Source organism: Demequina lignilytica (assembly GCF_030418375.1).
Lineage (GTDB): Bacteria > Actinomycetota > Actinomycetes > Actinomycetales > Demequinaceae > Demequina > Demequina lignilytica.
In genome coordinates this window covers 42,412-65,868 of record NZ_JAUHPZ010000011.1, presented here as the reverse complement: position 1 = coordinate 65,868, position 23,457 = coordinate 42,412, and the positions used below count along the sequence as shown (strand labels likewise).

Here is a 23,457-nt window from a genome sequence, read left to right as displayed (position 1 = left end):
CTGGGGTGGAGTGTCAGGCACTGCAAAGGAGCAGGCGATGAGCACCCATGCCCACACGTCCTGCACGGAGATCCGCACAGCCCAGGGGAGGCGAACGTGACCGCGACCGAGCTCCACACCGAGGCCGCGCTCCGGCGCGCCGCGTCCTGCCTGAACGAACGCGACGCCGACCTGCTGATCGGCTACGTCCGCGGCGAGACGGAGGCCCAGCTCGCGAGCCGGCTCGGCTACCGCTCCGAGGGAGCGGTGCGCCTGCGCCTCAACCGCCTGCGCTGGTACGTCGCCGCGGCCTTCCCCGGCGACGAGGACGTCCGCGACCTGGTGACGGCGACGCACGCCCCCTGAACGGACCCACCGCGGGCGCCGGGGCCTACAGCCCCGCGAGCAGCAGCGCCGCGAACGCGACGGCGCCGGCGGCCATCGCGACGCCGGAGGTGCGCCGCCACACGGCGACCCCGATCGCGACCAGCGCGGCCAGGTGCCACGCCCCGAAGCCCCGCCAGGCGCCCTCGTCGAGCAGCAGCGCGTTCGCGACGATCGCGGCCATCGCGGCCGGTCCCACCAGGCTCAGCCCCTTGGCGATCCGCGGCGGCAGCTCGCGGTCGCGCAGCAGCATGACGCCGGACAGCCGGATCGCGAAGGTGCCGATCCCGGCGGCGAGGAAGATCAGGAACGCCGTCATTCGCCGGCCGCCGAGTCGTGCGCCAGCCCGTCATCGGGGTGGCGCGGGTCGGGTCGCCTGCGATCGGGGACGAAAGCGCCGGCCGCGATGCCCGCGAGCGACCCGAGCAGCACGTTGAGCCCGTAGGGCAGGTCCTTCGCCACCACCACGGTCACGGCCGCCACGGCGACCGCCACGAGCGCGGGGGCCCCGTGCAGTCCCGGCACCAGCACGGAGATGAACATCAGGGGCACGATGAACCCGATCTGCCACGCATCCGGGATCACCGGCCCGAGCGTCACCCCCGCGGCGGTGCCGATCAGCCACACGCCCACGAACGTCGACTCCGCGCCGTGGACGAACCGCCGTCGCCGCACCGGATCCGGATAGCGCTCGTGGTGCTGCAGGGTGATGACCGCCGACTGGTCCGTCATCAGATACGACAGCCACAGCTTCCAGCGGGTCGGGAAGGGCGCGAAGATCGGCGCCATCGCGGCGGACCACAGCGCGAAGCGCGCGTTGATCACCACCGCCGTGATGACCGCGATCACCGCGGGCGCGTTCGCGCGCAGCGCCTCGAGGATCGCGATCTGGCTCGCGCCCGCCTGCACCATCACGGACCCCATGAACCCCGTGACCGGGTCGATCCCGACCACGCGGACCAGCGCGCCGAACGCGAGCCCGAACAGCACCGCGCCCGGCATCAGGGTCGCCACCGCCCGGGCACCCGCCCAGAAGTCGCGGCGCGCCGAGGGGATCTCGGCGGCGGAGGCGGAGGCGGTCACACAGGCGAGTGTGGCACCTCAGTGTGGCGCCAAGGTTTCAGGAACCGGCACCCGCCTCGGCCTCGGCGGCAGCCTTCCGCGCGGCGACGAACGCCTCCCGGGCGGCCTTCGCCGCCGCGGCGAGCTCCGCATCGTCCCACTCCGTGCTGACGCCGTCCTTCTGCGCGAACCGGTCCAGGTGCGACCCGACCACGCCCATGACGCGATGCACGTCGGCGTCCTCGGCGCCTGAGACGGCGATCTCGAGCGACCCGGGGGTCGCGGTCAGGCGCGCGATCGCGGTGCCGAGGACGATGCGGCCGTCGCCGCCCTCGTACGTCGCGTCGAGCTTGTTGCCCAGGTGGGAGCACAGCTGCTTGAGGTAGCGCTCGGGGCGGTCGGTGGGGAAGCGGCCGGTGGTGCTGAGGGTCATGGGGACTCCGTTCGTCATCGGTAGTAGGCGGCGATCCGGTCGCCGTCGAGGTGGTGGACACGGAAGGGGGCGCCGTACACATCGGACAACGCCTCCTCGGTGATCACTTCTTCCGGGGTGCCGTCGCGGACCACGCGTCCGTCGCGCATCGCGATGATGCGGTCGGAGTGGACCGAGGCGTAGTTGATGTCGTGCAGCACCAGCACCACGGAGGTGCCGTGCTCGTCCGACAGCGTGCGCAGCAGCTGCATGAGCGCGGTCGCGTGGACCAGGTCCAGGCTGTTGAGCGGCTCGTCGAGCAGCAGGTAGCGCGTGTCCTGCGCGAGGACCATGGCGACGTAGGCCCGCTGGCGCTGGCCCCCCGAGAGCTCGTGGAGGCCGCGCCGGTCGAGGTCCGCGAGGTCGCACCGCGCGAGCGCCGCGTCGACCGCGGCGTGGCAGGCCGGCGTGAGCCGGCCCTTCGAATGCGGGTGGCGCCCGAGCTCCACCAGCTCCCGCACGGTGATGCGGGCGGGCGTGTGCGAGTCCTGTCGCAGGATCGCGAGACGGCGCGCGACCTCGCGCGACGGCGCCCGGTGGACGTCGAGGCCGTCCAGGTCGACCGTGCCCGCATCGACGCCGAGGAGCCGGCTGACCATCGACAGCAGCGTGGACTTCCCGGCGCCGTTGGGGCCGATGATCGACGTCACGCCCGCGCTCGGGAGCTCGAGCGAGACGCCGTCGACCACCAGGTGGTCGTCGTAGGACTTGGTGAGCGAGTCGAGGGTGATCACCGGCGGGACTCCTTGATCAGCATGGCGATGAAGACGACCCCGCCCACCAGGGAGATGAGCGAGCCGAGCGTGCCGTTGAAGGCGAGGACGTGCTGCAGCACCGCCTGGCCCAGCACCAGGGCGACCGCCGCGACCAGCATCGCGACCAGCAGGTTCGCGCCATGCCGGTGGGTGCCCGTGAGGCGGTAGGCGAGGTTCGCGACCAGCAGGCCCAGGAACGTGACCGGGCCCACGAGCGTGGTCGAGACGGAGACCAGCACGGCGACCAGCGCCATCGCCAGCATGACCGTGCGCCGGTGATCGAGCCCGACCCCGATCGCGCCGTCGCGTCCGAGGGCGAGCACGTCGAGGCGCCGTGCCATCGCGAACGCCCCCGCGACCGCGGCCGTCAGCACCACCGCGCCCACCGCGAGCAGCGTGGTGTCGATCGAGGTGAAGCTCGCGAACAGGTCGGCCATCAGCGCGTCGAAGGCGTTGGGGTCCATCACGCGGAACAGGAAGCCGCTGATGGAGCTGAACAGCGTCCCGGCGATCACGCCGGCGAGCACGGTGGTGTAGAGGCCCCGCGTCCCGTCGCCGATCACCGCGCGGAACAGCAGCAGCGACGCGCCCAGCATCACGCCCGTGTTGAGCGCGAACAGCGCGAGCGGAGGCATGGCGAGCGCGGTGGCGGCGCCGGTGCTCCACACGATCAGCGTCGCGACCAGCACGTACAGCGAGTCGAAGCCCATGATCGAGGGCGTGAGGATCCGCGACGCCGTCACGGTCTGGAACACCACCGTCGCGACCGCGACCGCCGCGCCCACGATCACCAGCGCGGCCAGGGTCTCGAGCCGCCGGGGCAGCGCGAAGTCCCAGTGCCCGTCGACCCCCCACGTCAGCAGCAGCGCGGCCGCGCCGAGCGTCGCGGCGGTCAGCGCGAGGACCACCCGGCGCACGCGGGCCGCTCCCGGCGGCGTGCGCCGGGCCGTCGGGAGGGACGATGCGGTGGTCGCCGGGGCCGCGGGCGCCGCGGTGACCACCGCATCGTCCCGCGACAGCGTCGCGTCAGGCGCGTGCAAAGCGGTTCCCCTTCCTCAGGATCAGCGCGAGCAGCACCCCGGCGCCCAGGACGCCGACCACGGAGCTCACCGGGATCTCGTACGGGTGGATGACGAGGCGTCCGATCAGGTCGCACGCGAGCACGAGCGCCGCGCCGCCGAGCGCGGTCACCGGCAGCGCCCGGCGCAGGTTGTCCCCCACCAGCAGCGTCACCACGTTCGGCACGATCAGCCCGAGGAACGGGATCGCGCCGACGGTGACCACCACCACCGCGGTGGCGAAGGAGGCGACGCCGAGCCCGGCGGCGAGGGTCGCCCGATACGGCAGCCCCACGCTGGTCGCGATCTCGCGTCCCATGCCGGCCGCGGTGAGGTGGTGGGCCATCAGGTAGGCGGCCGCGGCGGCGGCGCCGGCGAGCCAGAGCGTCTCGTAGCGCCCCTCGATGACCCCCGAGAAGTCGCCGTTCATCCACACCTGCACGGTCTGGGTGAGGTTCGCGCGGTACGCGATCATCTCGGTGGTCGCGCGGAAGATGCCGCCGAGCACGAGCCCCAGCAGCGGCACCATGATCATCTCGCGCAGCCGCAGGCGCTCGACCAGCAGCAGGAACAGCGCCGTCCCCGCGAACGCGAACACCAGCGCGATCCCGATCTTCGCCATCACCGAGGCGCCGGCGAAGAGCAGCACCGCGACCAGGACGCCCAGGCCCGCGGCGTCGATGGTGCCGGCCGTGGTGGGCGCGACGTAGCGGTTCCGGGTGAGCGCCTGCATGATGAGGCCGGCGACGGCCATCGCGGCGCCCGCGAGGATCACCGCGGCGGTGCGTGGGATCCGGCTCACCGTGACCAGCCGCAGCTGCTCGGGATCGGTGAGCACGGCGCCCCAGTCGAGGGTGGCGGCGCCCACGGCGAGCGAGGCGACCGCCAGCAGCGCGACGACCGCCGCCGCCACCCCGAGGGTGACGGCGGCGGTGCGGCCGCGGAGCGAGGTCACGAGGCGACCAGCGCCCCGATCTCCTCGCTGATGCCGTCGAGGGCCGTGAGACCGCCGAACGCGAGGTACCACTTCTGGGTGTCGACGTAGGCGATCGCGTCGTCCTGCGCGGCCGAGGTGCCGTTCACCAGCGCGTTGTCGAGCAGCGCCTGGGCGCTCTCGCCCTCGGCGCCGATCGCGGCGTCGCGGTCGAGCACGATCAGCATGTCCGCGTCGGTCTCGGCGAGGAACTCGTAGGAGATCGCGTCGCCGTGGGAGTCGATCGCCACCTGGTCGGCCGCCGGGGTGATCCCGAACAGCCCGTAGACGAAGTCGAAGCGGCCCTCCTCGGACGGCCCGAACGCGTTGATCTTGCCGCCCGTGGTGAGCACCACCAGGCCGGTGCCGGCGCTCGCCGCGTCCTCCGCTATGGCGGCCGCGTCGGCCTCGAAGCCCGCGACCGCCGCGGTGGCGGCGCCGTCGAGGCCCAGGATCGTGTCGAGCGCCTCGGCGTTGCGCTCGAGGGTCGCGAGGAACGCGTCGGTGCCCCACTCGAAGCTCAGGTCGACGGTCGGGGCGATCTGCTCCATCTCCTCGAGCGTCGCGGAGGAACGGCCGCCGACGATGATGAGGTCCGGCTCGGCCGCGTTGACGGCCTCGTAGTCGGGCTCGAACAGCGTGCCCGCGTTCTCGGTGCTCTCGGCGTAGCCGGCGAGGTAGCCCGGGATGCCCTGGTGGGGGATCGCCACCACGCGGTCGCCCTCGCCCAGCGCGTCGATCGTGTCGAGGATGCCGTGCTCGAAGACGACGATCCGCTGCGGGTCCGCGGAGAGGGTCACCTCGCCGGTGGCGGTGGTGACGGTGATCTCGGTGGGCGCGGAGGCGGCCTCGGCGGCGGGGGACGATGCGGTGGGCTCGGTGGCGGCCGCGCCTGCACAGGCGCTGAGCCCGAGGGCTGCCATGGCGAGCACGAGCGCGCGCGGAAGGCGTGCGACGGTCATGGTTCTCCTTCGATGGTGGGCCGCGCGGGGCGGCTCCGACGACGTTGCAATGAGGTGAGGCTTGCCTAACCTCGTGGGCCCGGATTAACGCTACACAGGCGTTGCTAAAAAACCAAACAGATTCCCGATCCGGGGAACAAACCGGGCCGCCCCGGCGTCTTTATCCATGCACCCACCACGGCGAGAGCCGCATGGGACGTCAAGGTGAGAGCACGTGGCGTCCGACCTCCTCCCCCCCTCGGAGGTCGGGCGCCTCGTGTCTGACCAGGCATGAGGCCGGGAGCCGTCCGGCGCGCGATTCGGGAGCGCGCCGCGCGTACCCTGTCCTGGGAAGGAGTCCCCCATGACGCAGCACAGGATCGTGAAGACCGACGCCGAGTGGCGCGCGCAGCTCACCGACATGGAGTTCGCGGTGCTCCGCGAGGCCGCCACCGAACGCCCGTGGACCGGAGAGCTCATCGACGAGAAGCGCGACGGCGTCTTCCGCTGCCGCGCCTGCGGCGCGCAGCTGTTCAGCTCCGGCACCAAGTTCGACAGCCACTGCGGGTGGCCGAGCTTCTACGACGCCGACCCCGAGGCCGTCACCCTCCACGAGGACCTCACGCACGGCATGGTGCGCACCGAGGTGCGATGCGCCGCGTGCGACTCGCACCTGGGCCACGTGTTCCCCGACGCGCCGCAGACGCCGACGGGGGACCGGTTCTGCATCAACTCCGTGTCGCTGACCTTCGACCAGGCGGGCGAGTCCGCCTAGTGGCCGAGCCCCGCTTCCGCCGCCCCGCCATGCTGGACATGGAGATGGCCGACCAGCTCGAGGGCGACATCGACCCCGCCGACCGCGGGCTGATCGCCCACGAGACGGCCGCCGCGATCGTCGCGCAGGCCCGCGAGTCCGGCGACCCGGAGCTGGTCGCGCGCCTCGTGCGCCTGGTCGACGAGGAGGGCATCGACACCGTCGCGATGATGTGGGCCAAGGCCGGGGAGCACACGCTGCCCGGAGCGCTGTGGCGCATCTACATGATCCGCGAGTGGGTCAAGCACGATGCCGCCGCGGTCGCCCGCTCGTACCACCACGGCGTCAACGCCGCCCACGTGCGCCACGCCATCGCCGGCGTCGAGGACCCGCCCGGGCCGTCCGAGGTGCAGGCGCTCGCGGACGCCGTGCTGTCGGGCGTCTTCAGCGGCGACCTCGCGGTCGCGCTCGAGCGGGCCGGGGCGTTCTGCCGCGTGGTCGCGACGGGCGCCGCCTTCGAGGCGCAGTCCGACGAGGGCCACGCCGACCGCCGCGCCCACGCCACCACGCTGCGCGCCGCCCAGCTGCTGCGCACCGGCGAGGACCTCGAGCGCTGCGCCGCGATGTGGCGCGAGGGCCGCCTGGACTGAAGCCGCGCATCGTCCCGCGCCGCCCCTCCCTCCCCCCCCCTCACCCGCACAGTCCGCACGGAATCGGTCCCGGGTCGGCGGCGTGTCGGGGCGGATCCGGGCCGCGCTTTCGGCGTGTCGTCCCCGATTCCGTGCCCACTGTCCAGGGGTGGGCAGGTGGGGCGGTTGTTCCCGGTTCCGCAGGCCGCGAACAGGCCGGTGGAGGGGCTCGACAGCCTGGTTTTCGGGCGTATGGTGGTGGTGACGTCGGACCGCGGCAGCCCCGGGCTCCAAATCCAGCCGCCTCGAGCGGCCTTCGCGCCGACTGGCGCTCCCGGTCCGACGTCTTCATCTTCTCCGGCCGGCGGATCCGGACGCTCAGCACCTACCGTCGGGGCTCAGGCGTCCGGATGCCCGGCGGCGAGGCTCTATCGTGCCTGGTCGCGTCGCGCGCATCGACCGGCCCTGGCGAGGCGGTAGGTGCTGAGCGTCCGTCGCGATGCGGCGATCAGACGTGGACGCGCAGCAGGTGCGTCTCGACCGCGACCACCACGGGGCCGGATTCCGTGTCGTTCACGTGCGCGACCAGCACCCCGCCGGCCGGCAGGTAGGGGTTGCTGCGCGGCAGCGCCCCGCGGGTGTACGGCCGGATCGACGCGCGCATCAGCTCGATGATGGTCGGCAGGGTGGGCCGGTGGACGCACACCGCTCGCGCGGAGGTCTTGTAGAACAGCTTGGCGAAGGTCTTCGCGGTCGCGAGCGGTCGCTCGGCGTGCGAGGGCTCGGTCAGCGAGTCGTGGGTCTTGACCTCGACGCCCACGGCCGCCGCGTACGGCGCGACCGTGTCGACGCACCGCCGCGCGGGCGACGAGTCCACCCGCCCCACCCCGAAGCAGGAGATGAGCGGCACGATCGCGCGGGCCCGCTGCGCGCCCGCCTTGGTGATCGGCCGACGCAGGTCCGCGAGCTTCCACGCCTTGCGACGCTTGGCCCGGGCGTGGCGCACCAGCACGAACGGGCGCGTGTCGAGCCGTCCCGCCTGGTAGGCCTCGATAAGCGCGTCCAACGGCCGCAGGTCGTCGGGGAACGTGATGATCCGGTGCGCCTCCTCGACGGAGAGCCATCGCAGCCGGTCGATCTCGTGCTTGGCCGCCGCCTTGTAGGTGGGCCGGGCCTTCACGGAGCGCGAGCCGGACGGCAGCACCGTGGCCGCCCAGTACTTCACCACCTTCTGCTTGCCCGCCCCGATGGGGTACCGGATGGTCGGCAGCGGCTGGCCGAGCTCGATCTGCTTCCCGGTCTCCTCCGCTACCTCGCGCACCGCGCACTCGGGCAGGTGCTCGCCCGGGTCGAGCTTGCCCTTGGGCCACGACCAGTCGTTGTACCGCGGACGATGCACGGCCAGCACCTGGAGCTCGCCGTTCCGGACGCGCCACACCAGGGCACCCGCGGCGACGACGGTGCCGTCGGGGTAGTGGCTCACTACTTGCCCTTGGCCCTGCGCTTCGGCTGGCGCTTGATGTAGATCTCCTGCAGGTCCTTGAGGCGCTCGCCGTGGCCGTCGGTGACGGTCCGCGCCCACGACCCGTCCTCGTGGAGCTCCCAGCCGGCGACCTTGGCGCTCATCGCGAGGTCGACGTTCTCGATGAGGTTGGCCTTCTGCTGCTCGTCGGTGACGGTGATGAGCGCCTCGATGCGGCGGTCGAGGTTGCGGTGCATGAGGTCGGCGGAGCCGATGAACACCTCGGGATCGCCGTCGTTCGCGAACGCGTAGATGCGGGAGTGCTCGAGGAACCGTCCCAGGATCGACCGCACGCGCACGTTCTCCGAGAAGCCCGGCACGCCCGGCCGCACGGCGCAGATGCCGCGGACGTTGATGTCGACCTTCACGCCGGCCTGCGAGGCGCGGTACAGCGCGTCGATGACCTTCTCGTCGACCGCCGAGTTGACCTTGATCTTGACCCAGGCGTCCTTGCCCGCGCGGGCGTGGCGCGCCTCGTTCTCGATGCGCTCGATGAGGCCCACGCGGACCCCGGTGGGGGCGACGATCAGGCGGCGGAACTTCGCCTTGGGTGCGTAGCCCGACAGCTGGTTGAAGAGCTTGGTGAGGTCGGCTCCGGTGTCCGAGTCCTTGGTCAGCAGCCCGTAGTCCTCGTACAGGCGCGCCGTGCGCGGGTGGTAGTTGCCCGTGCCGATGTGGCAGTAGCGGTGGAGCCCGTCCTCCTCCTGGCGGACCACGAGCGACAGCTTGCAGTGCGTCTTGAGGCCCACCAGGCCGTACACGACGTGGACGCCCGCCTGCTCGAGCTTGCGGGCCCAGGAGATGTTCCGCTGCTCGTCGAAGCGCGCCTTGATCTCGACCAGGGCCAGCACCTGCTTGCCGTTGTGCGCGGCCTCGATGAGCGCATCGACGATCGGCGAGTCGCCGGAGGTCCGGTACAGGGTCTGCTTGATCGCGAGCACCTTGGGGTCCATCGCGGCCTGCGCGAGGAACGCCTGCACCGACGTGGAGAAGGAGTCGTACGGGTGATGCAGCAGGACGTCGCCCCGCGTGATCGCCTCGAAGACGTTCTGCTCGGCCGCGGTCTCGACGGGGGCGAGCTTGTGATGCGTGGTCGGCCGGAACGAGGCGAACTGGAGCGACGGCCGGTCCAGGTCGGCGATCGCGTTGAGACCGGTGAGGTCGAGCGGCGCCGGGAGGTGGAACACGTCGTTCTCGGTGATGCCGAGCTCGCGCACCAGCAGCTCGCGGATCTTCGCGGGCAGGTCGTCGGCGACCTCGACGCGGACGGCGGGGCCGAACCGACGGCGGAGCAGCTCCTTCTCCATCGCCTTGAGGAGGTTCTCGGCGTCGTCCTCCTCGACCTCGACGTCCTCGTTGCGGGTGACGCGGAACGTGTAGTGGTCGACCACCTCCATGCCGGGGAACAGGTAGTCGAGGTGGGCGCCGATCACGTCCTCGAGCGGCACGAACGAGCGCGGCTCGTCCGACAGCGAGGCCGCGTCGGTGACCTGGCCCACCTTGCCGGCGGCGTCGACGGAGAGGAAGCGCGGCAGCGTCTCCGGCACCTTCACGCGCGCGAAGAAGTCCTTGCCCGTGTCGGGGTCGCGGATCTCGACCGCGAGGTTCAGGGACAGGCCCGAGATGTACGGGAACGGGTGCGCCGGGTCGACGGCGAGCGGGGTCAGCACCGGGAAGATGTCGGAGCGGAACAGCTTGCGCAGCCGCTCCTGCTCGGCCTCCCCGAGCGAGTCGTACCGCACCAGCGTGATGCCCTCGTTGGCCAGCGCCGGGCGGACCTGATCCTGGAAGACCTCGGCGTGGCGGTCCATGATCTCGTGGGCCCGCTCGATGATCGCCTCGATCTGGCGGGTCGCGCTCATCCCGGTCGCGGACGGCACCGCGAAGCCCGCGGCGATGCGGCGCTTGAGCCCGGCGACGCGGACCATGAAGAACTCGTCGAGGTTCGACGCGAAGATCGCGAGGAACCTCGCCCGCTCGAGCAGCGGCGTCTGCGGGTCCTCGGCCATCTCGAGCACGCGCTGGTTGAACGCGAGCCAGCTGAGCTCGCGGTCCAGGTAGCGGTCGTCGGGCAGCTCGCCGGTGGGCTCCTCGTCCTCGTACGAGACGGTCGGCAGGGCGTACGTCTCGTCGGACTCGATGCTCGGCTCCGCGCCCTCGGCTGGCGGGGCGGCGGGCACGGCATCGTTCATGTCGAGGCTCTCGGGCATGGGGCCATGCTTCCACGCTCCCGACCGCGTCGCTACCCTGCGCGCGCGACCTGCCACGCCGGGCGCACGACTTGCGGCTTTCAGCCATTTCAGTCAGTATTGAAACGTGCCGATGGACGATGCGCAGCACCAGTACGTGGACAAGGTCGCCACGTTCTTCACCATGTTCGGCTCCACTCGCGCGTGGGCGGAGATCCTGGGCTGGCTGATGATCTGCGAGCCCGCGGAGCGCACGCAGGCTGAGCTCGCCGAGGACCTCGGGCTCAGCGCCGGCACCGTGTCGACGCAGCTCCGCACCCACGTGCAGCTGGGCATGGTCGAGCAGGTCCGCGTGCGCGGCGAGCGCGTCCAGCGCTACCGCCTCAAGCCCGGCGCGTGGCGGGAGGTGATGACGTCCGAGCTCGGGCGCATCCAGGCGCTGGGCGACCTTGCGTCCGCCGCGGCTCCCGTGATGCCCGGGGACCGGCCCGACCGGGTCACCGAGCTGGGCGACCTCGCCGGTTTCTTCGCCCGCGAGTGGCCGCCGTTGATGGAACGCATGACAGCAGAGCTGGAGAAGGGAACGCCATGACCACCACCCCCGCGATCGAGACCGCAGGCCTGACCAAGCGGTTCGGGGACTTCACCGCGGTGCAGGACGTGTCGCTCCAGATCGGGCCCGGCGAGATCTTCGGCTTCCTCGGTCCCAACGGCGCCGGCAAGTCGACCACGATCCGGTGCCTGCTCGACCTGATCCGTCCCTCCGAGGGCGAGTGCCGGATCGTGGGCCTCGACTCCCGCAGGGACGCCGTCGAGATCCGCCGCCACCTGGGCTTCCTGCCGTCCGATCTCGCGCTGTACCCGAACCTCACCGGGCGCGAGACCCTGCAGTTCCTCGCCAACCTCCGGGGCGGTGTCGACTGGGCCTGGGTGGACGCGCTCGCGGACCGCTTCGACGCGGACCTCGTGAAGAAGGTCGGGGAGCTGTCGAGCGGCAACCGTCAGAAGGTGGGCCTGATCCAGGCCTTCATGAACCGCCCTGAGGTGGTGATCCTCGACGAGCCGATCACCGGGCTCGATCCCCTGGTGCAGCTCGAGTTCCACACCCTTATGCGCGAGCACGTCGCGGACGGCAACACCGTGTTCCTGTCCTCCCACACCCTGTCCGAGGTCGAACGCGTCGCCGACCGCGTCGGCTTCATCCGTCGGGGCCACCTCATCGCGGTCGAGCGCATGAGCGACCTGCTGGACAAGGCGCTGCGCAGGGTCCGCCTGGAGTTCGCGTCGCCCGTGCCCGCCTCCGCCTTCGACGGCGTCGAGGGCGTGCACGGCGTGGCCGTCGAGGGCGCATCGGTCACGGCGCAGTACGAGGGCTCGATGGGTCCCTTGCTGCGGGTCGCCACGGCCCACGACGTGCTCTCGCTCGAGTCCTCCTCGGTCGACCTCGACGAGATCTTCCTCGAGTTCTACCGCGACGAGCTCACGGAGGCGGAGGCGGTCTGATGCTCCAGACCCTGTATCTCAAGACGGTCCGCGACCGCTGGCTGGGTGCGCTCATCGGCGTCGCCTCGCTGTGGCTGGTCGCCGTGTTCGGCATGTGGGCCTACTCCGGCATCGGGGACGAGGCGGTCGACTTCTTCGACCAGATGCCGGAGTTCTACTCGACCATGATCGGCATCAGCGGGGACGCGGGCGTCACCGGCCTGATGATGTCGATGATGTTCAACTTCCTCGGGCCGTTCGTGATCGCCGGCATCGCGATCTCGATGGGCGCCGCGGCCATCGCGGGCGAGGAGCGGGACGGCACCATGAACGTGCTGACCACGGCGCCCCGCTCGCGCAGCCGGCTGTTCGCGTCGAAGTCCGCCGCTGCCGTCACCATCGCGCTGGGCGTCAACGCGCTCGCGTGGCTGGGCTACGTGGGCGTGGTGCTCGTCTTCGGCGAGAGCTCGACGGGGGTGGACGTCGGGGCGGCGACCGTGCACGTGCTGGTCGTGTCGCTCCTGTACGGCGCCGTCGCGCTCGCGATCGGCGCCGCGACCGGCCAGCAGCAGCTCGCCTCCGGCGTGGCGACCGCCTTCCTGGTCGTGTCCTTCTTCGCCTCCGGCCTGCTGCCCATGATCGAGGGGTGGGAGGACTGGGCGAAGGTCTTCCCGTGGCACTACATCGGGGCCTCGCAGCCGCTCACCAACGGCGTCGACTGGTCGCAGATGGGCGTCCTGATCGCCATCACCGCCGGCCTGGTCGTGGTGGGCTGGGGAGCGCTCATCCGGCGCGACCTGCGGTCCGGGGAGGGGCGGCTGTCGATCGTCGCCCGCCTGCAGGACGATGCGCGGGTCGCCAAGGTCCTCGAGCTCCTGCGCGGACGGTCGAGCACGCGAGGCATGCTCGGCATGGCGCTGTCCGACTCGCGCGCGCTGCTCACGATCGCCGGCGGCGGGATGTTCGCGATGATGGTCGTGATGGGTCCGCTGTTCAACGCGGTCTCCGACGTGGTCGGCCAGTTCGCCGACGCCTTCCCGGACTCGATCATGGCGATGGTCGGGTTCGCCGACTACTCGCGGCCCGAGGGCTGGTACCACGGCGAGGGGCTGTCGATCCTCGCGCCCGTCGCGGTGGGCGTGGTCGCGATCGCGGCCGGCGCCGCGCTCGCGGGCGAGGAGCGGCGCCGGACCATCTCGGTGCTGCTCACCTCGCGGGTCTCGCGCACGCGGGTGGCCTGGACCCGGGCGACCGCGGTGCTGATCGCCTCCCTCGGGGTGTCCGCGCTCACCGTCGTCGGCATGGCGCTCGGCAACTGGATCGCGGGTCTGGGCATGTCCTATGCGCACATCTTCGGCACCGGCGTCCTGCTGTGGGGGCTGGGCGCGGTGCTCGGCGGCGTCGCGTTCCTGGGCGGGGCGCTGACGGGCCAGCCGCGCATCGCGGTGGGCGCCGGCACGGGTGTCGCGATCGTCGGGTGGGCGCTGACCGCGTTCGCGGCGGTCAACGACGCGCTGGAGCCGATCGCCCACGCCTCACCCTTCTACTACGTCACCTGGCACTTCCCGCTGGACAACGGCATGTACTGGTACCAGCCGGTGGTGCTGTTCGGCGCGGCGGCCGCGCTGTTCGCCGCCGGTGTGGCCGCCTACCGGGAGCGTGACCTGCGGGGGTAGCCGGGCTGGCGAGCGTCCCGGCGCGGCCCCGCCCGTTGCATAGGGTGGAGCGCATGGCTCGTCCCCGCATGCGACCGTCCGACGCCGTGACCGCTGTCTGGCCCGGCGTGCTTCTGCTCGCCCTCGGCATCGGCGGCTTCCTCGCCGTCCTCGACTGGGTCAGGGAGCAGGAGGACCTGTTCCTGCTGGACCAACCGCTCCTCGAGTACCTGTCGCAGAACCGCACCCCCGGGCTGACGGCGTTCTTCGAGGTGGTCACCACCATCTTCGGGCCCGTGGTGCTGCCGATCGTGGTCGCGGTGATCGCGCTGATCTGGTGGCGCGTGTCCCGTTCGTGGTGGCATCCGGTCCTGCTCGTGGGCGCGATGATCCTCTCGACGGTGCTCGGGATGGGGCTCAAGATCGCGGTCGGCCGTGCGCGGCCCGAGGACGTGTTCATGCTGATCCCGGGCTTCGAGACCTCGTACTCGTTCCCCTCCGGCCACACGATCGGCGCCACCACCTTCGTGCTCGTCGTGAGCTACCTGCTGCTCCACGAGGACTCGGACGCGACCTGGCGGCTCGCGCTGTGGTCGGTCGGCGCGGTGCTGATCATCGCGCTCGTCGCCCTCAGCCGCCTCTACCTCGGCTACCACTTCCTCACCGACGTGCTCGCCGGGGCGTGCGTGGGCGTCGCCGTCCTCGGGGTGGTGGTGGCGGTCGAGCGGTGGCGCGACCTCTCGCTCGAGCGCGTCGATCCGCCGCAGGGCCTGCTGAGCCTCGCCGAGGTGGACGACCGCCCGTACGCGGCGCCGGATGCGGAGCGCGCCGACCAGGAGCGCGCGGACGAGGCTGTCGCCGGCTCGGAGGAGGGTCCTGCGGAGGAGCCGGACGCCGACGACCCGGCGTCCCCGGCCGAGCCGCAGGACGAGCGCCCGGCGTGACCGCCGAGCCGTCCCGGAAAGCAAGGATCCCCGGGAGGGCAACCGCGCTGGGGGGCACCGCGGCCGCCCCCTCCCGGGGACGTCTTGGGGCGGACACCCGGTCGCCCGGGTGGCATCGCCTCGCTCAAGTGTAGGGGTTGGGAACCCGCGGCGCCACCAGTACCGGGCGGGGTTTCCTGCGAATCTGCTGAGACCGGTGCACGGAACCTGCGTCGCCCGACACGTGTCGGGGAGCAGGCGCGTCCGGGGGCGGTCCGGCGGCGTCAGGTGACCGTGATCTCGAGCTCCATCCCGAGGTCCCGATGCGTCCCGACCGAGCAGTACAGCGTGTAGGTGCCGGGCTCGAGGGTCACCGTGAACGCGTCGGTCTCGGTCGGTCCGATGATGGCGGTCGCGGCGCCGTCCACGCCCTCGATCACCAGGTCGTGCGCCATGCCGCCGGTGTTGAGCAGGGTGAAGGTGACCTCGCCCGCGGGCACCGTGTCGGTGGAGGCCGTGTAGCCGTACTCGAACGCGGACACGTCGACGGATGTGCTCGTCACGGGCCCGTCCGACGTCTCGGCGGGTGCGGGGCTCCCGTCCGTGCACGCGGCGAGGATCCCGGCGAACGCCACGATCAGCAGCGCGACGATCAGGTGGCGGAGAGCAGCCTCCGGCGAACGGTGCATGGGGACCTCCACCTCTCACCGTACGTCGGCGGCCACCGCGCCGCCCGGCGAGCGGCGAGCCCCGAGAACCCTCAGTCGCCCTTGCCCGCCTCGAGGCCGCCCCGGATGGCGTCCATCACCGACGAGTCCGCGAGCGTGGTCACGTCGCCTACGGGCCGGTTCTCGGCCACGTCGCGCAGCAGTCGGCGCATGATCTTCCCTGACCGGGTCTTGGGCACCTCGGACACCACCATGATGGTGCGCGGGGTCGCCACCGGCCCGATCTGCTTGCGCACGTGCTTCCGCAGCTCGCCCGCCACGGCCTCGCCGTCGTCGGGGATGCCCGCGACGTCGCCGCGGACGATCACGAACGCCACCACCGCCTGGCCCGTCACCTCGTCGTTCGCGCCGACCACCGCCGCCTCGGCCACCCACGGGTGCGCGACCAGCGCATGCTCGATCTCCGTGGTGGTGAGGCGGTGGCCCGACACGTTCATCACATCGTCCACCCGGCCCAGCAGCCACAGGTCCCCGTCGACGTCCTTCTTCGCGCCGTCGCCGGCGAAGTACAGGCCGTCGAAGTGGTTCCAGTACGTCGACACGTAGCGGTGCCGGTTGCCCCAGATGCCGCGCAGCATCGACGGCCAGGGCTCCGTGATGACCAGGTACCCGCCCTCGCCGTTGGGCACGGGCCTACCCGCATCGTCCACCACGTCGATCGCGACGCCCGGCACGGGCGTCATCGCGCTGCCGGGCTTGGTCGCCGTCACGCCCGGCAGGGGCGAGATCATGATGGAACCCGTCTCCGTCTGCCACCAGGTGTCGACGATCGGGCAGCGGTCCCCGCCGATCACGCGGCGGTACCACATCCACGCCTCCGGGTTGATGGGCTCCCCGACGGAGCCGAGCAGCCGCAGCGAGCTCAGATCGAAGCGGTCCGGGATCGCCTCGCCCCACTTCATGAACGTGCGGATCGCCGTCGGGGCCGTGTAGAGGATCGTGACGCCGTACTCCTGGACGATCTCCCACCAGCGACCCTCGTGCGGGGTGTTCGGGGTGCCCTCGTAGAGCACCTGCGTCGCGCCGTTGGTCATCGGCCCGTAGACGATGTAGCTGTGGCCCGTGATCCAGCCCACGTCCGCGGTGCACCAGTAGACGTCCGTCTCGGGCTTGAGATCGAAGACGATGCGGTGGGTGTGGGCGGCGCCGACGAGGTAGCCGCCGGTCGAGTGGAAGAGCCCCTTCGGGGTGCCCGTGGTCCCCGAGGTGTAGAGGATGAACAGGGGGTGCTCGGCGTCGACCCACTCGGGCTCGTGCGCGGCGGTCTGCGGGTCGACCACGTCGTGCCACCAGCGGTCCCTGCCCTCGGTCCAGGCGGTGTCCTGCCCGGTGCGGCGCACCACCAGCACATGCTCGACCGAGGCGCAGGGCTCGGGATGAGCGGTGCCCTCCCCGTGGCTCGCCAGCGCCTCGTCGACGAGCGGCTTGAGGGCGAGATGGCTCCCGCGACGGTTGCCGCCGTCGGCGGTGATGACGAGCTTCGCCTCCGCGTCGTCGATGCGCTGACGCAGGCTCTCGGCGGAGAAGCCGCCGAACACGACCGAGTGGATGGCGCCGATGCGTGCGCAGGCGAGCATCGCGACCACGGCCTCGGGGATCTGGGGCAGGTAGATCGCCACGCGGTCGCCCTTGCCGACGCCCAGGCTCAGCAGCCCGTTCGCCGCCTTCTGGACGCGCTCGTGCATGTCGGCGTAGGTGAGCGTCTCCGTGTCGCCGGGCTCACCCACGAAGTGGAAGGCCACCCGGTCCCCGCGACCCTCGCGGACGTGACGGTCGACAGCGTTGTCGCAGGCGTTGAGGGTGCCGTCGTGGAACCAGCGCGACACGGGTGCGTCGGACCAGTCGAGGATCTCGGTGAAGGGCTCGTGCCAGGCGAGACGCAGCGCGGCCTCACGCCAGTACTCGAGCCGGTCGACGCCGGCCTTCTTGTACTCGTAGGCGGTGGCGTTCGCGTGCGCGGCGAGGGAGACCGGCGGCTTGAAGGTGCGGCGCTCGGTGTGCAGGTTCTCGAGGGTATGGGCGACTGTGACCATGCGGGCCACTCTAGGACGTAGGTCCCGGTGCGGGAAGGCTTTGTTAGACGGCCTGGTAGAGCGCTCAGCGGCGTCTCGCGACCCCGACGGGACGCTCACCGTCGCTCTCCCCGGCCGGCCGCCTCCTGCGGGGCGCGCACCGTCGCTCGCCGCGCGGAATCGGCCGGGCCGTGCGAGCCTGACGTGATGAGCGAAGGCTACGACTACCGCACCCGCACCAACGGCGAGGTGCACATCTTCCACCACGGCAGGCTCGCGAGGATGCTGCGGGACGACCCGGCGCAGGACTTCCTCGCCGCGGTCAAGGACGGCGACGCGCAGGAGGTGATGGCGGCCGCCGTCGGCAACGACGGCCAGGGCGGGGGCGTCGGAGGCCCCGCGACGGGTCCGGGCACGCATCTGCACGGTAACGGCGCCGCGCATGCGCCGCAGCAGTTCCGCCGCAAGAGCGGCTGAGCGCGCCTACTCGACGGTGAACTCGGCGGCGACCGAGAAGGCCACCGCGGGCGGCACGTCGGCGATGTACTCGACGGGCACGTCGCGGGTCAGCACCTCGGCGAGCACGTCCTCGGGCACGTCGCACGTGCGGGAGATCAGGGCGCCCTCGGCGTCCAGCTGGTCGGTGCAGTACTCCGTGACCCGCGGATCGTCGGCGAGCGGCGAGTAGCCGATCGTGTACTGCAGCGTCGCGACCCCAGTGACGCCTTCGGACGCCAGCACCCGGGCGAGCGCGGCCGGCTCCCCGAGGATGATCGGGGACCACTGGTAGACCTTGTAGTCGCCCGGCGGGAGCGTCGCGTGGGCCTCGTTGAACGCGGCGGTCTCCTCCTGCTTCTCGGCGATCTCCGCGTCGGTCGCGGTCGCCCAGTCGAAGCCGTCCCAGATCGCGTTCAGCTCCGCGGCCACATCGCACAGCGTCGACCCGGTGAACTCGACGTTGTTCTGCGTGAGGGTGGTCTCGCCGCTGGTCGCGACGTAGTACTCCGGCACGAAGTCGGCCCCCCATTCGGGGGTGACCACCACATCGTCCCGCGTGACGATGATCTCGCCCTCGCTCGCCAGGAAGCCGATGCCCGCGGTGTCGGTGGTGTATCCGGGCACGACGGTCACCGTGTCGACGCCGGCGACCTGGCGCAGGCTCGCGTCGAGCTTGGGCTCGACGCCGTTGGCCGCGCCCGACTCGGGCGTCCACGTCTCGCCGCAGGCGGGCGCCGTGAACAGCCCCGCGACCGAGTCCTCGACCTCGGACGCGCGGAACGTCAGCGCCACCGTCTCGCCCGACGTCGGCGTGGCGCTCGACGAGGCCCCGGGGGCCGGCTCGGCGCTCTGCGAGGACTTCCACGCCTTCACTCCGAACCAGCCGGCCGCGGCTGAGGCCACGGCGATCGCGAGGGCGGCGACGGCGAGCAGGATCTTGCGCAATGGGGGTCCTCGGAGCTGGGCGTGGCGAATCCCCCGGGGCGGTCGGAGGATGCACCGAGGATACGTCATTCCGGACAAGTCGACGAGGACCGTCGCGAGTCCTGGGACGATGCGCGGGAGACCCCGCGGGACGGCTCGCCGGGGGTCAGGCGGAGGCGCTGGCGGAGGGGGTCGGCGAGGCGTCCTCGTCACCGGTCACGGAGTCCCAGGCCCATCCCGCGCCGAAGCCGAGCGCGAGCCCCAGCACTCCGACGAGCGCCGCGATCAGGGCCTTGTTCATGTGCGTGTCCTCGCAGTTCCTCAGCGGGCAGGCGACGACGAGCGCCCCCCGAGCTCACGCCTCACATTACAGGCGTATTTCCTGACACCCGTCCAATTCGGTGAGGACGGCCGCTCAGGCGTCCGGTTCGCGCCGGTACGCGGCGTATGCGATCGCCCAGACGGCCCCGATCGCGGCGATCGCCAGCAGCGTCACCGCGACGGGCCGGCCCGCGTCGCGGCGCCGCAGGCCCACCGGTCGGCGGAAGGTCAGCACGCCCCAGCCGCGCCGGTGCGCCTCGCGGCGCATGGACCGGTCGGGGTTGACCGCGAAGCCGTGGCCGACGGCGTCGAGCATGGGCGCGTCGGTGATCGAGTCGGAGTACGCGTAGGAGCCGTCGAGGTCGTAGCCGCGCGCGTTCGCGAGCTCCACGATCGCCTCCGCCTTCGCGGCACCGTACGCGTAGAAGGAGATCTCACCGGTGAGCACGCCGTCGCGCGCCTCCATGCGCGACGCGATGACGGCGTCGGCGCCCAGGAGCTCCGCGATCGGCTCGACCACGAGCGACGCGGAGGCGCTCACGATGATGACGTCGCGGCCGTTCATCTGGTGGCGGCGGATGAGCTCGAGCGCCTCCTGATAGACGATCGGGTCGATGTGGTCGTGGATGGTCTCGGCCACGATCGCCTGCACGTGGGCGACCTCCCAGCCGGCGACGAGCTCGCTGAGCGCGTCGCGCAGGCGCGCGGTCTGGCGCTCGTCCGCGCCTCCGACCTCGAACAGGAACTGCGCGTACGCGGTCCGGAGGGCCTTGGTGCGCGTGAGCAGCCCGCCCTCGAGGAACGACCGCGAGAACGCCATCGACGACGACTTCGCGATGATCGTCTTGTCCAGGTCGAAGAACGCGGCGCTGCGGCGCCGCGGCTCGTCCAGGGTGCCCTCGGTGTCCATGCGGTCAGAGTAGCCGCGGGCACCGACGCCGACCACGACCGATGTCCCCGGCTCGTCGCGGGGGGGCGCGGCGCCCCACGGGACCGGGCCGCCCGGCCCGCACCGCCGTCGCGCGGGAGACGCTGGCGCGCATGGCCGACCCCGACCTGCTCGCACCGCTGCTCGCGATCCCCGGCGTCACCGACGTGCTGGTCAACGCGCCCGACAGCGTCTGGATCGACCGGGGCCGCGGGCTCGAGCGTCGGGAGTTCGGCATCGGCGGTCCCGAGGATGTGCGCGAGCTCGCGGTGGCGCTCGCCGCGGCGGCGGGCCGTCGGCTGGACGATGCGCAGCCCACGGTCGACGGCCGCCTCCCGGACGGCACGCGGCTGCACGCGGTGCTCCCACCCGTCGCGGAGGGCTGCGCCGCCATCTCGCTGCGGCGCGTGAGGGAGCGGGCTCTCACGGTCGAGGAGCTGGTGGACCTCGGCACGCTCACCCCGGAGCTGGCGGACCTCCTCGCGCTGCTGGTCCGGACGCGGGTCCCGCTGCTCGTCTCGGGCGGCACGGGAGCGGGGAAGACCACGCTGCTCGCGAGCCTCCTGTCGGAGGCGGACCCGGGCGAGAGGCTCGTCCTGATCGAGGAGGCCGGGGAGCTCCGGCCGCGGCACCCCCACGTGGTGCGGCTGGTCGAGCGGCGCGCCAACGTCGAGGGCGCGGGTGCCGTGGGGCTCGACCGCCTGGTGCGGGAGGCGCTGCGGATGAGACCGGATCGGATCGTCCTCGGCGAGTGCCGCGGCGCGGAGCTGAGGGAGGTGCTGGCCGCCGCCAACACGGGCCATCGCGGAGCGATGACCACGGTGCACGCGAACACCGCCGGCGACGTGCCCGCCCGGCTCCACGCGATGGCGGCGCTCGCGGGCCTCGACACCGCCCAGCTCGCGCTGCAGGCGGCGGCTGCCTTCGCGGTGATCGTCCACGTCGCGCGGGAGCACGGCGGCCGCCGTGTGGTCGAGCTGGGGCTGGTCGAGGCCGACGCGGGGGGTCTGCGCATGGTGACCGCGTGGAGGCGCGACGGCGGAGCCGTGAGCTACGGACCCGCCTGGCGGGCGGTCGCGGCGCTCGCGGCGAGGGAGGCGGCGTGACGGAGCGGTACGACGAGTCCCTGCCGCGGGTGGTCGGGCTGCTCGCCGCGGGCCTGCCGGACGGCGAGGCGTGGCGACGGTCGGGCGCGACCCGTCCCGCGCCGCCGTGGGGCTCGCCGCTCGATCGCGCGGTCGCGGCTGCGGACGCGCTCGCCGGGCGGGTGGGGGCGCCCCTCGGGACGATGCTCGGGGCCCTCGCCGATGTCGCGGCGGACGAGCGCGAGGCGGAGGCCGCCCGCGCGGCCGCCCTGGCGGGGCCGCGGTTGAGCGCGCGGATCCTGGCCTGGCTGCCCGTGGTGGGGGTGGCCCTCGGCGCGATCATCGAGCCCGCGGCGCTGCGGGTGCTGCTCCTCGGCCCCCTCGGCTGGACGCTCCTGGCCCTCGCCGCCGCGCTCACCTGGACGGGACGGCTCTGGACCCGTCGCCTGGTCGCCGGGGCCGTGCACGCGCGGGGGGTCGACGCTCACGAGGTCGCGGTCGCCTCGGCGCTGCTCGGCGCGGCCCTGGACGCCGGTGTCGACCTGCCGCGGGCGCTGAGGGAGGTCGGCGGGGCGCTCGAGGCCCCGGCGCTCACGCGGGCGGCCGATGCGCTCGCGGCGACCGGGCGGTGGCCGGGACTGCCGGACGGGTGGAGCGACGTGGGCGCCGCGTTGGCTCCGGCCTGGGAGGCGGGCGCGAGGGCCGGTCCGGCGCTCGCCGCCGTGCGCCGGTCGGCGGCTCGGCGGGCCCGGGCCGACGCGGCCACGGCCGCCGGGGAGCTCGGCGTGCGGGTCGCCCTGCCGCTCACCCTGTGCCTGCTGCCCGCGTTCGTGCTCGTCGGCCTGGTGCCGCTGCTGATCGCCGTGCTGCGCGGCAGCGCGCTGGTGTGACGCCGGGCGCCGCGGTCACACGACGGGCGCGCGCTCCTGCTCCGGGAGGCGCACCAGCATGTGCGGCGCGCGCGTCACCACGAGCCACGCCGGCAGGATCGCGATGCACAGGATCGCGAGCGTCGCGACGTCGCCCGCGACCAGGACGCCTCCGAAGATCGCGAACCAGCCGTCGCGGGAGATCGCGAGCACCATGCCCATCACGCCGGCGGCCACCGCCATCGCGAGGGGGAGGCCCGGGATCAGCGCGTGTCCGAGCAGGCCCACCACGACGCCGACGAACAGGGCCGGGAAGATCCGGCCGCCGCGGAACCCGCTCGCGCCCGCGACCACGACCGCGACCAGCTTCACCACGATGATCAGGATGAGCGCACCGACGCCGTACTGGTCCCGGTCGGCCAGGATCTCGGCGGTCTCCGCGGCTCCCTTGAACAGCGTGATGTGGCCCCCGACGACGCCCAGGAGGCCGAGCAGCAGCCCGCCGACGGTGGCGTAGACCATGGGGTGGCCGAGCCGGCGCGACAGGCGCCACGCCGGCGTGAACAGGGCCGCGGCGCCGACCCCGGCGAGCGCGGCCACCACCGCCACGACAGACGCCGTGAGCAGGTCGACCCAGGCGGGCTCGTACGCCGGCAGGCCCATGTCCCAGCTGACCCCGCCCAGCAGGTGGTACATCGCCGCTCCCGCCCCGGCCGCCACCAGCGGTGCGAACAGCCGGTCCCAGAGGTGGCCGCCCTTGACGCCGCCTAGCGCGCCGGTCAGGGCCAGCGCGGCCGCGACCGGGGTGCCGAGCATCGCGCCGAGCATGCCCGCCGCCGCGATGACGAGCACCGCGGTCACGGGCACGGCCGGTGCCAGCCATCGGTACGCGAGGACCGCGAGCGCGGCGCCGATCATGATGATCGGCCCCTCCGGGCCCAGGCTGACGCCGCCCGCCAGGCCGAGCACCAGGGCGGCCAGCACCCCGGGGAGCGCGCGGAGCGGCAGCGGGGGAGCGATGAGCTCGACCGCGGCGGTGTCGTGCCCCCCGTGACCGGGCGCCTTCCACAGGACCAGGCCGACCAGGGCCCCCGTGATGGTGAGGACCACGACGATCCACCAGCGGGCGTCCTCCTCCACGCCGAGCAGGTGCGGGAGCGTCTCCCACCACCAGTGCTCGAGCAGCAGCGCGAGCTCGTCGGCGCCGAAGAGGATCAGGGCGCTCGCGGCGCCGATCAGCAGGGCCGGCACGGCGGCGCGCGCGAGCTGCGCCGGACCCGGCCCCCGGTCCTCGTGCTCGTCCATGCCACCCCT

Annotated in this window: 25 protein-coding genes; 10 read left to right on the top strand and 15 right to left on the bottom strand. The window is 72.6% G+C overall.

Annotated elements, in window-relative coordinates:
* The first annotated feature begins 96 nt into the window (after positions 1-96).
* Positions 97-345, top strand: coding sequence for a hypothetical protein (locus QQX13_RS12365; protein ID WP_301120684.1), 249 nt, complete (start codon positions 97-99; stop codon positions 343-345).
* Between the two features lie 25 nt (positions 346-370).
* Here QQX13_RS12365 and QQX13_RS12360 read toward each other — a convergent pair whose 3' ends face one another.
* Genes QQX13_RS12360 through QQX13_RS12330 form a run of 7 tightly spaced genes read right to left on the bottom strand, consistent with a single transcriptional unit; the run spans position 371 to position 5,645 of the window.
* Entirely contained in the window at positions 371-682 is a 312-nt protein-coding gene (locus QQX13_RS12360; protein WP_301153495.1) for an AzlD domain-containing protein, read from the bottom strand.
* On the bottom strand, positions 679-1,446 hold the full coding sequence (locus QQX13_RS12355) for an AzlC family ABC transporter permease (protein WP_301153494.1): 768 nt from the start codon (positions 1,444-1,446) through the stop codon (positions 679-681). The genes QQX13_RS12360 and QQX13_RS12355 overlap by 4 nt, the downstream gene beginning before the upstream one ends.
* Before the next feature lie 37 nt (positions 1,447-1,483).
* A complete protein-coding gene (locus tag QQX13_RS12350; RefSeq protein WP_301153493.1) occupies positions 1,484-1,858 on the bottom strand; it encodes a DUF2218 domain-containing protein in 375 nt (124 codons plus the stop codon).
* 14 nt (positions 1,859-1,872) lie between these two features.
* On the bottom strand, positions 1,873-2,631 hold the full coding sequence (locus QQX13_RS12345) for an iron ABC transporter ATP-binding protein (RefSeq protein WP_301120676.1): 759 nt from the start codon (positions 2,629-2,631) through the stop codon (positions 1,873-1,875).
* On the bottom strand, positions 2,628-3,692 hold the full coding sequence (locus QQX13_RS12340) for an iron chelate uptake ABC transporter family permease subunit (protein WP_301153492.1): 1,065 nt from the start codon (positions 3,690-3,692) through the stop codon (positions 2,628-2,630). The genes QQX13_RS12345 and QQX13_RS12340 overlap by 4 nt, the downstream gene beginning before the upstream one ends.
* Positions 3,679-4,665, bottom strand: a complete 987-nt coding sequence (locus QQX13_RS12335) for an ABC transporter permease (RefSeq protein WP_301120671.1) — start codon at positions 4,663-4,665, stop codon at positions 3,679-3,681. Before QQX13_RS12335 ends, QQX13_RS12340 begins: the two co-directional genes overlap by 14 nt.
* The gene (locus QQX13_RS12330; protein ID WP_301153491.1) at positions 4,662-5,645 is read right to left on the bottom strand and encodes a siderophore ABC transporter substrate-binding protein; all 984 of its coding nucleotides are present in this window, start codon (positions 5,643-5,645) and stop codon (positions 4,662-4,664) included. Before QQX13_RS12330 ends, QQX13_RS12335 begins: the two co-directional genes overlap by 4 nt.
* A 343-nt stretch (positions 5,646-5,988) precedes the next feature.
* On the opposite strand from QQX13_RS12330, the gene msrB reads away from it, so the two are divergent.
* Positions 5,989-6,399 carry a peptide-methionine (R)-S-oxide reductase MsrB gene (gene msrB, locus QQX13_RS12325; protein ID WP_301120667.1) on the top strand — a complete coding sequence of 137 codons (411 nt, stop codon included), beginning with the start codon at positions 5,989-5,991 and terminating at the stop codon, positions 6,397-6,399.
* Complete coding sequence (locus QQX13_RS12320; RefSeq protein WP_367305458.1) at positions 6,399-7,028, top strand: hypothetical protein; 630 nt, start codon at positions 6,399-6,401, stop codon at positions 7,026-7,028. Before msrB ends, QQX13_RS12320 begins: the two co-directional genes overlap by 1 nt.
* Before the next feature lie 487 nt (positions 7,029-7,515).
* On the opposite strand, the gene QQX13_RS12315 is transcribed toward QQX13_RS12320, so the two are convergent.
* Positions 7,516-8,490 (bottom strand): NUDIX hydrolase, encoded by a 975-nt coding sequence (locus tag QQX13_RS12315; protein ID WP_301120665.1) that lies wholly within the window; start codon positions 8,488-8,490, stop codon positions 7,516-7,518.
* Complete coding sequence (locus QQX13_RS12310) at positions 8,490-10,739, bottom strand: RNA degradosome polyphosphate kinase (RefSeq protein WP_301153490.1); 2,250 nt, start codon at positions 10,737-10,739, stop codon at positions 8,490-8,492. Before QQX13_RS12310 ends, QQX13_RS12315 begins: the two co-directional genes overlap by 1 nt.
* A 112-nt stretch (positions 10,740-10,851) precedes the next feature.
* On the opposite strand from QQX13_RS12310, the gene QQX13_RS12305 reads away from it, so the two are divergent.
* The 4 genes from QQX13_RS12305 to QQX13_RS12290 are packed head-to-tail and all read left to right on the top strand — an operon-like array spanning position 10,852 to position 14,799.
* A complete protein-coding gene (locus QQX13_RS12305) occupies positions 10,852-11,310 on the top strand; it encodes a GbsR/MarR family transcriptional regulator (RefSeq protein WP_301153506.1) in 459 nt (152 codons plus the stop codon).
* A complete protein-coding gene (locus QQX13_RS12300) occupies positions 11,307-12,221 on the top strand; it encodes an ABC transporter ATP-binding protein (protein ID WP_301120661.1) in 915 nt (304 codons plus the stop codon). The genes QQX13_RS12305 and QQX13_RS12300 overlap by 4 nt, the downstream gene beginning before the upstream one ends.
* On the top strand, positions 12,221-13,876 hold the full coding sequence (locus QQX13_RS12295; protein ID WP_301153489.1) for an efflux permease Rv1217c-related protein: 1,656 nt from the start codon (positions 12,221-12,223) through the stop codon (positions 13,874-13,876). Before QQX13_RS12300 ends, QQX13_RS12295 begins: the two co-directional genes overlap by 1 nt.
* A 53-nt stretch (positions 13,877-13,929) precedes the next feature.
* Positions 13,930-14,799, top strand: coding sequence for a phosphatase PAP2 family protein (locus QQX13_RS12290; protein WP_301153488.1), 870 nt, complete (start codon positions 13,930-13,932; stop codon positions 14,797-14,799).
* Positions 14,800-15,062: 263 nt separating this feature from the next.
* Here the strand turns inward: QQX13_RS12290 and QQX13_RS12285 are convergent, their stop codons facing one another.
* Positions 15,063-15,467, bottom strand: coding sequence for a cupredoxin domain-containing protein (locus tag QQX13_RS12285; RefSeq protein ID WP_301120655.1), 405 nt, complete (start codon positions 15,465-15,467; stop codon positions 15,063-15,065).
* 71 nt (positions 15,468-15,538) lie between these two features.
* Complete coding sequence (gene acs, locus QQX13_RS12280) at positions 15,539-17,539, bottom strand: acetate--CoA ligase (RefSeq protein WP_301120653.1); 2,001 nt, start codon at positions 17,537-17,539, stop codon at positions 15,539-15,541.
* Positions 17,540-17,725: 186 nt separating this feature from the next.
* On the opposite strand from acs, the gene QQX13_RS12275 reads away from it, so the two are divergent.
* Positions 17,726-17,995, top strand: a complete 270-nt coding sequence (locus QQX13_RS12275) for a hypothetical protein (RefSeq protein WP_301120651.1) — start codon at positions 17,726-17,728, stop codon at positions 17,993-17,995.
* A gap of 6 nt (positions 17,996-18,001) precedes the next feature.
* On the opposite strand, the gene QQX13_RS12270 is transcribed toward QQX13_RS12275, so the two are convergent.
* The 3 genes from QQX13_RS12270 to QQX13_RS12260 form a co-directional block, all read right to left on the bottom strand.
* Complete coding sequence (locus tag QQX13_RS12270) at positions 18,002-18,961, bottom strand: hypothetical protein (RefSeq protein ID WP_301120649.1); 960 nt, start codon at positions 18,959-18,961, stop codon at positions 18,002-18,004.
* A 145-nt stretch (positions 18,962-19,106) separates the two neighbouring features.
* Positions 19,107-19,241: a hypothetical protein gene (locus QQX13_RS12265; RefSeq protein WP_301120647.1), complete on the bottom strand. Its 135-nt coding sequence runs from the start codon at positions 19,239-19,241 to the stop codon at positions 19,107-19,109.
* Positions 19,242-19,355: 114 nt separating this feature from the next.
* The gene (locus QQX13_RS12260) at positions 19,356-20,171 is read right to left on the bottom strand and encodes an HAD family hydrolase (RefSeq protein ID WP_301120645.1); all 816 of its coding nucleotides are present in this window, start codon (positions 20,169-20,171) and stop codon (positions 19,356-19,358) included.
* 131 nt (positions 20,172-20,302) lie between these two features.
* Between QQX13_RS12260 and QQX13_RS12255 the strand changes: the two genes are divergently transcribed.
* Together QQX13_RS12255 and QQX13_RS12250 are read left to right on the top strand one after the other, a co-directional pair.
* The gene (locus tag QQX13_RS12255) at positions 20,303-21,295 is read left to right on the top strand and encodes a TadA family conjugal transfer-associated ATPase (RefSeq protein ID WP_301120623.1); all 993 of its coding nucleotides are present in this window, start codon (positions 20,303-20,305) and stop codon (positions 21,293-21,295) included.
* On the top strand, positions 21,292-22,164 hold the full coding sequence (locus tag QQX13_RS12250; protein WP_301120621.1) for a type II secretion system F family protein: 873 nt from the start codon (positions 21,292-21,294) through the stop codon (positions 22,162-22,164). Before QQX13_RS12255 ends, QQX13_RS12250 begins: the two co-directional genes overlap by 4 nt.
* 15 nt (positions 22,165-22,179) lie before the next feature.
* On the opposite strand, the gene QQX13_RS12245 is transcribed toward QQX13_RS12250, so the two are convergent.
* A complete protein-coding gene (locus QQX13_RS12245; protein ID WP_301120619.1) occupies positions 22,180-23,448 on the bottom strand; it encodes an ion channel protein in 1,269 nt (422 codons plus the stop codon).
* Positions 23,449-23,457 lie beyond the last annotated feature (9 nt).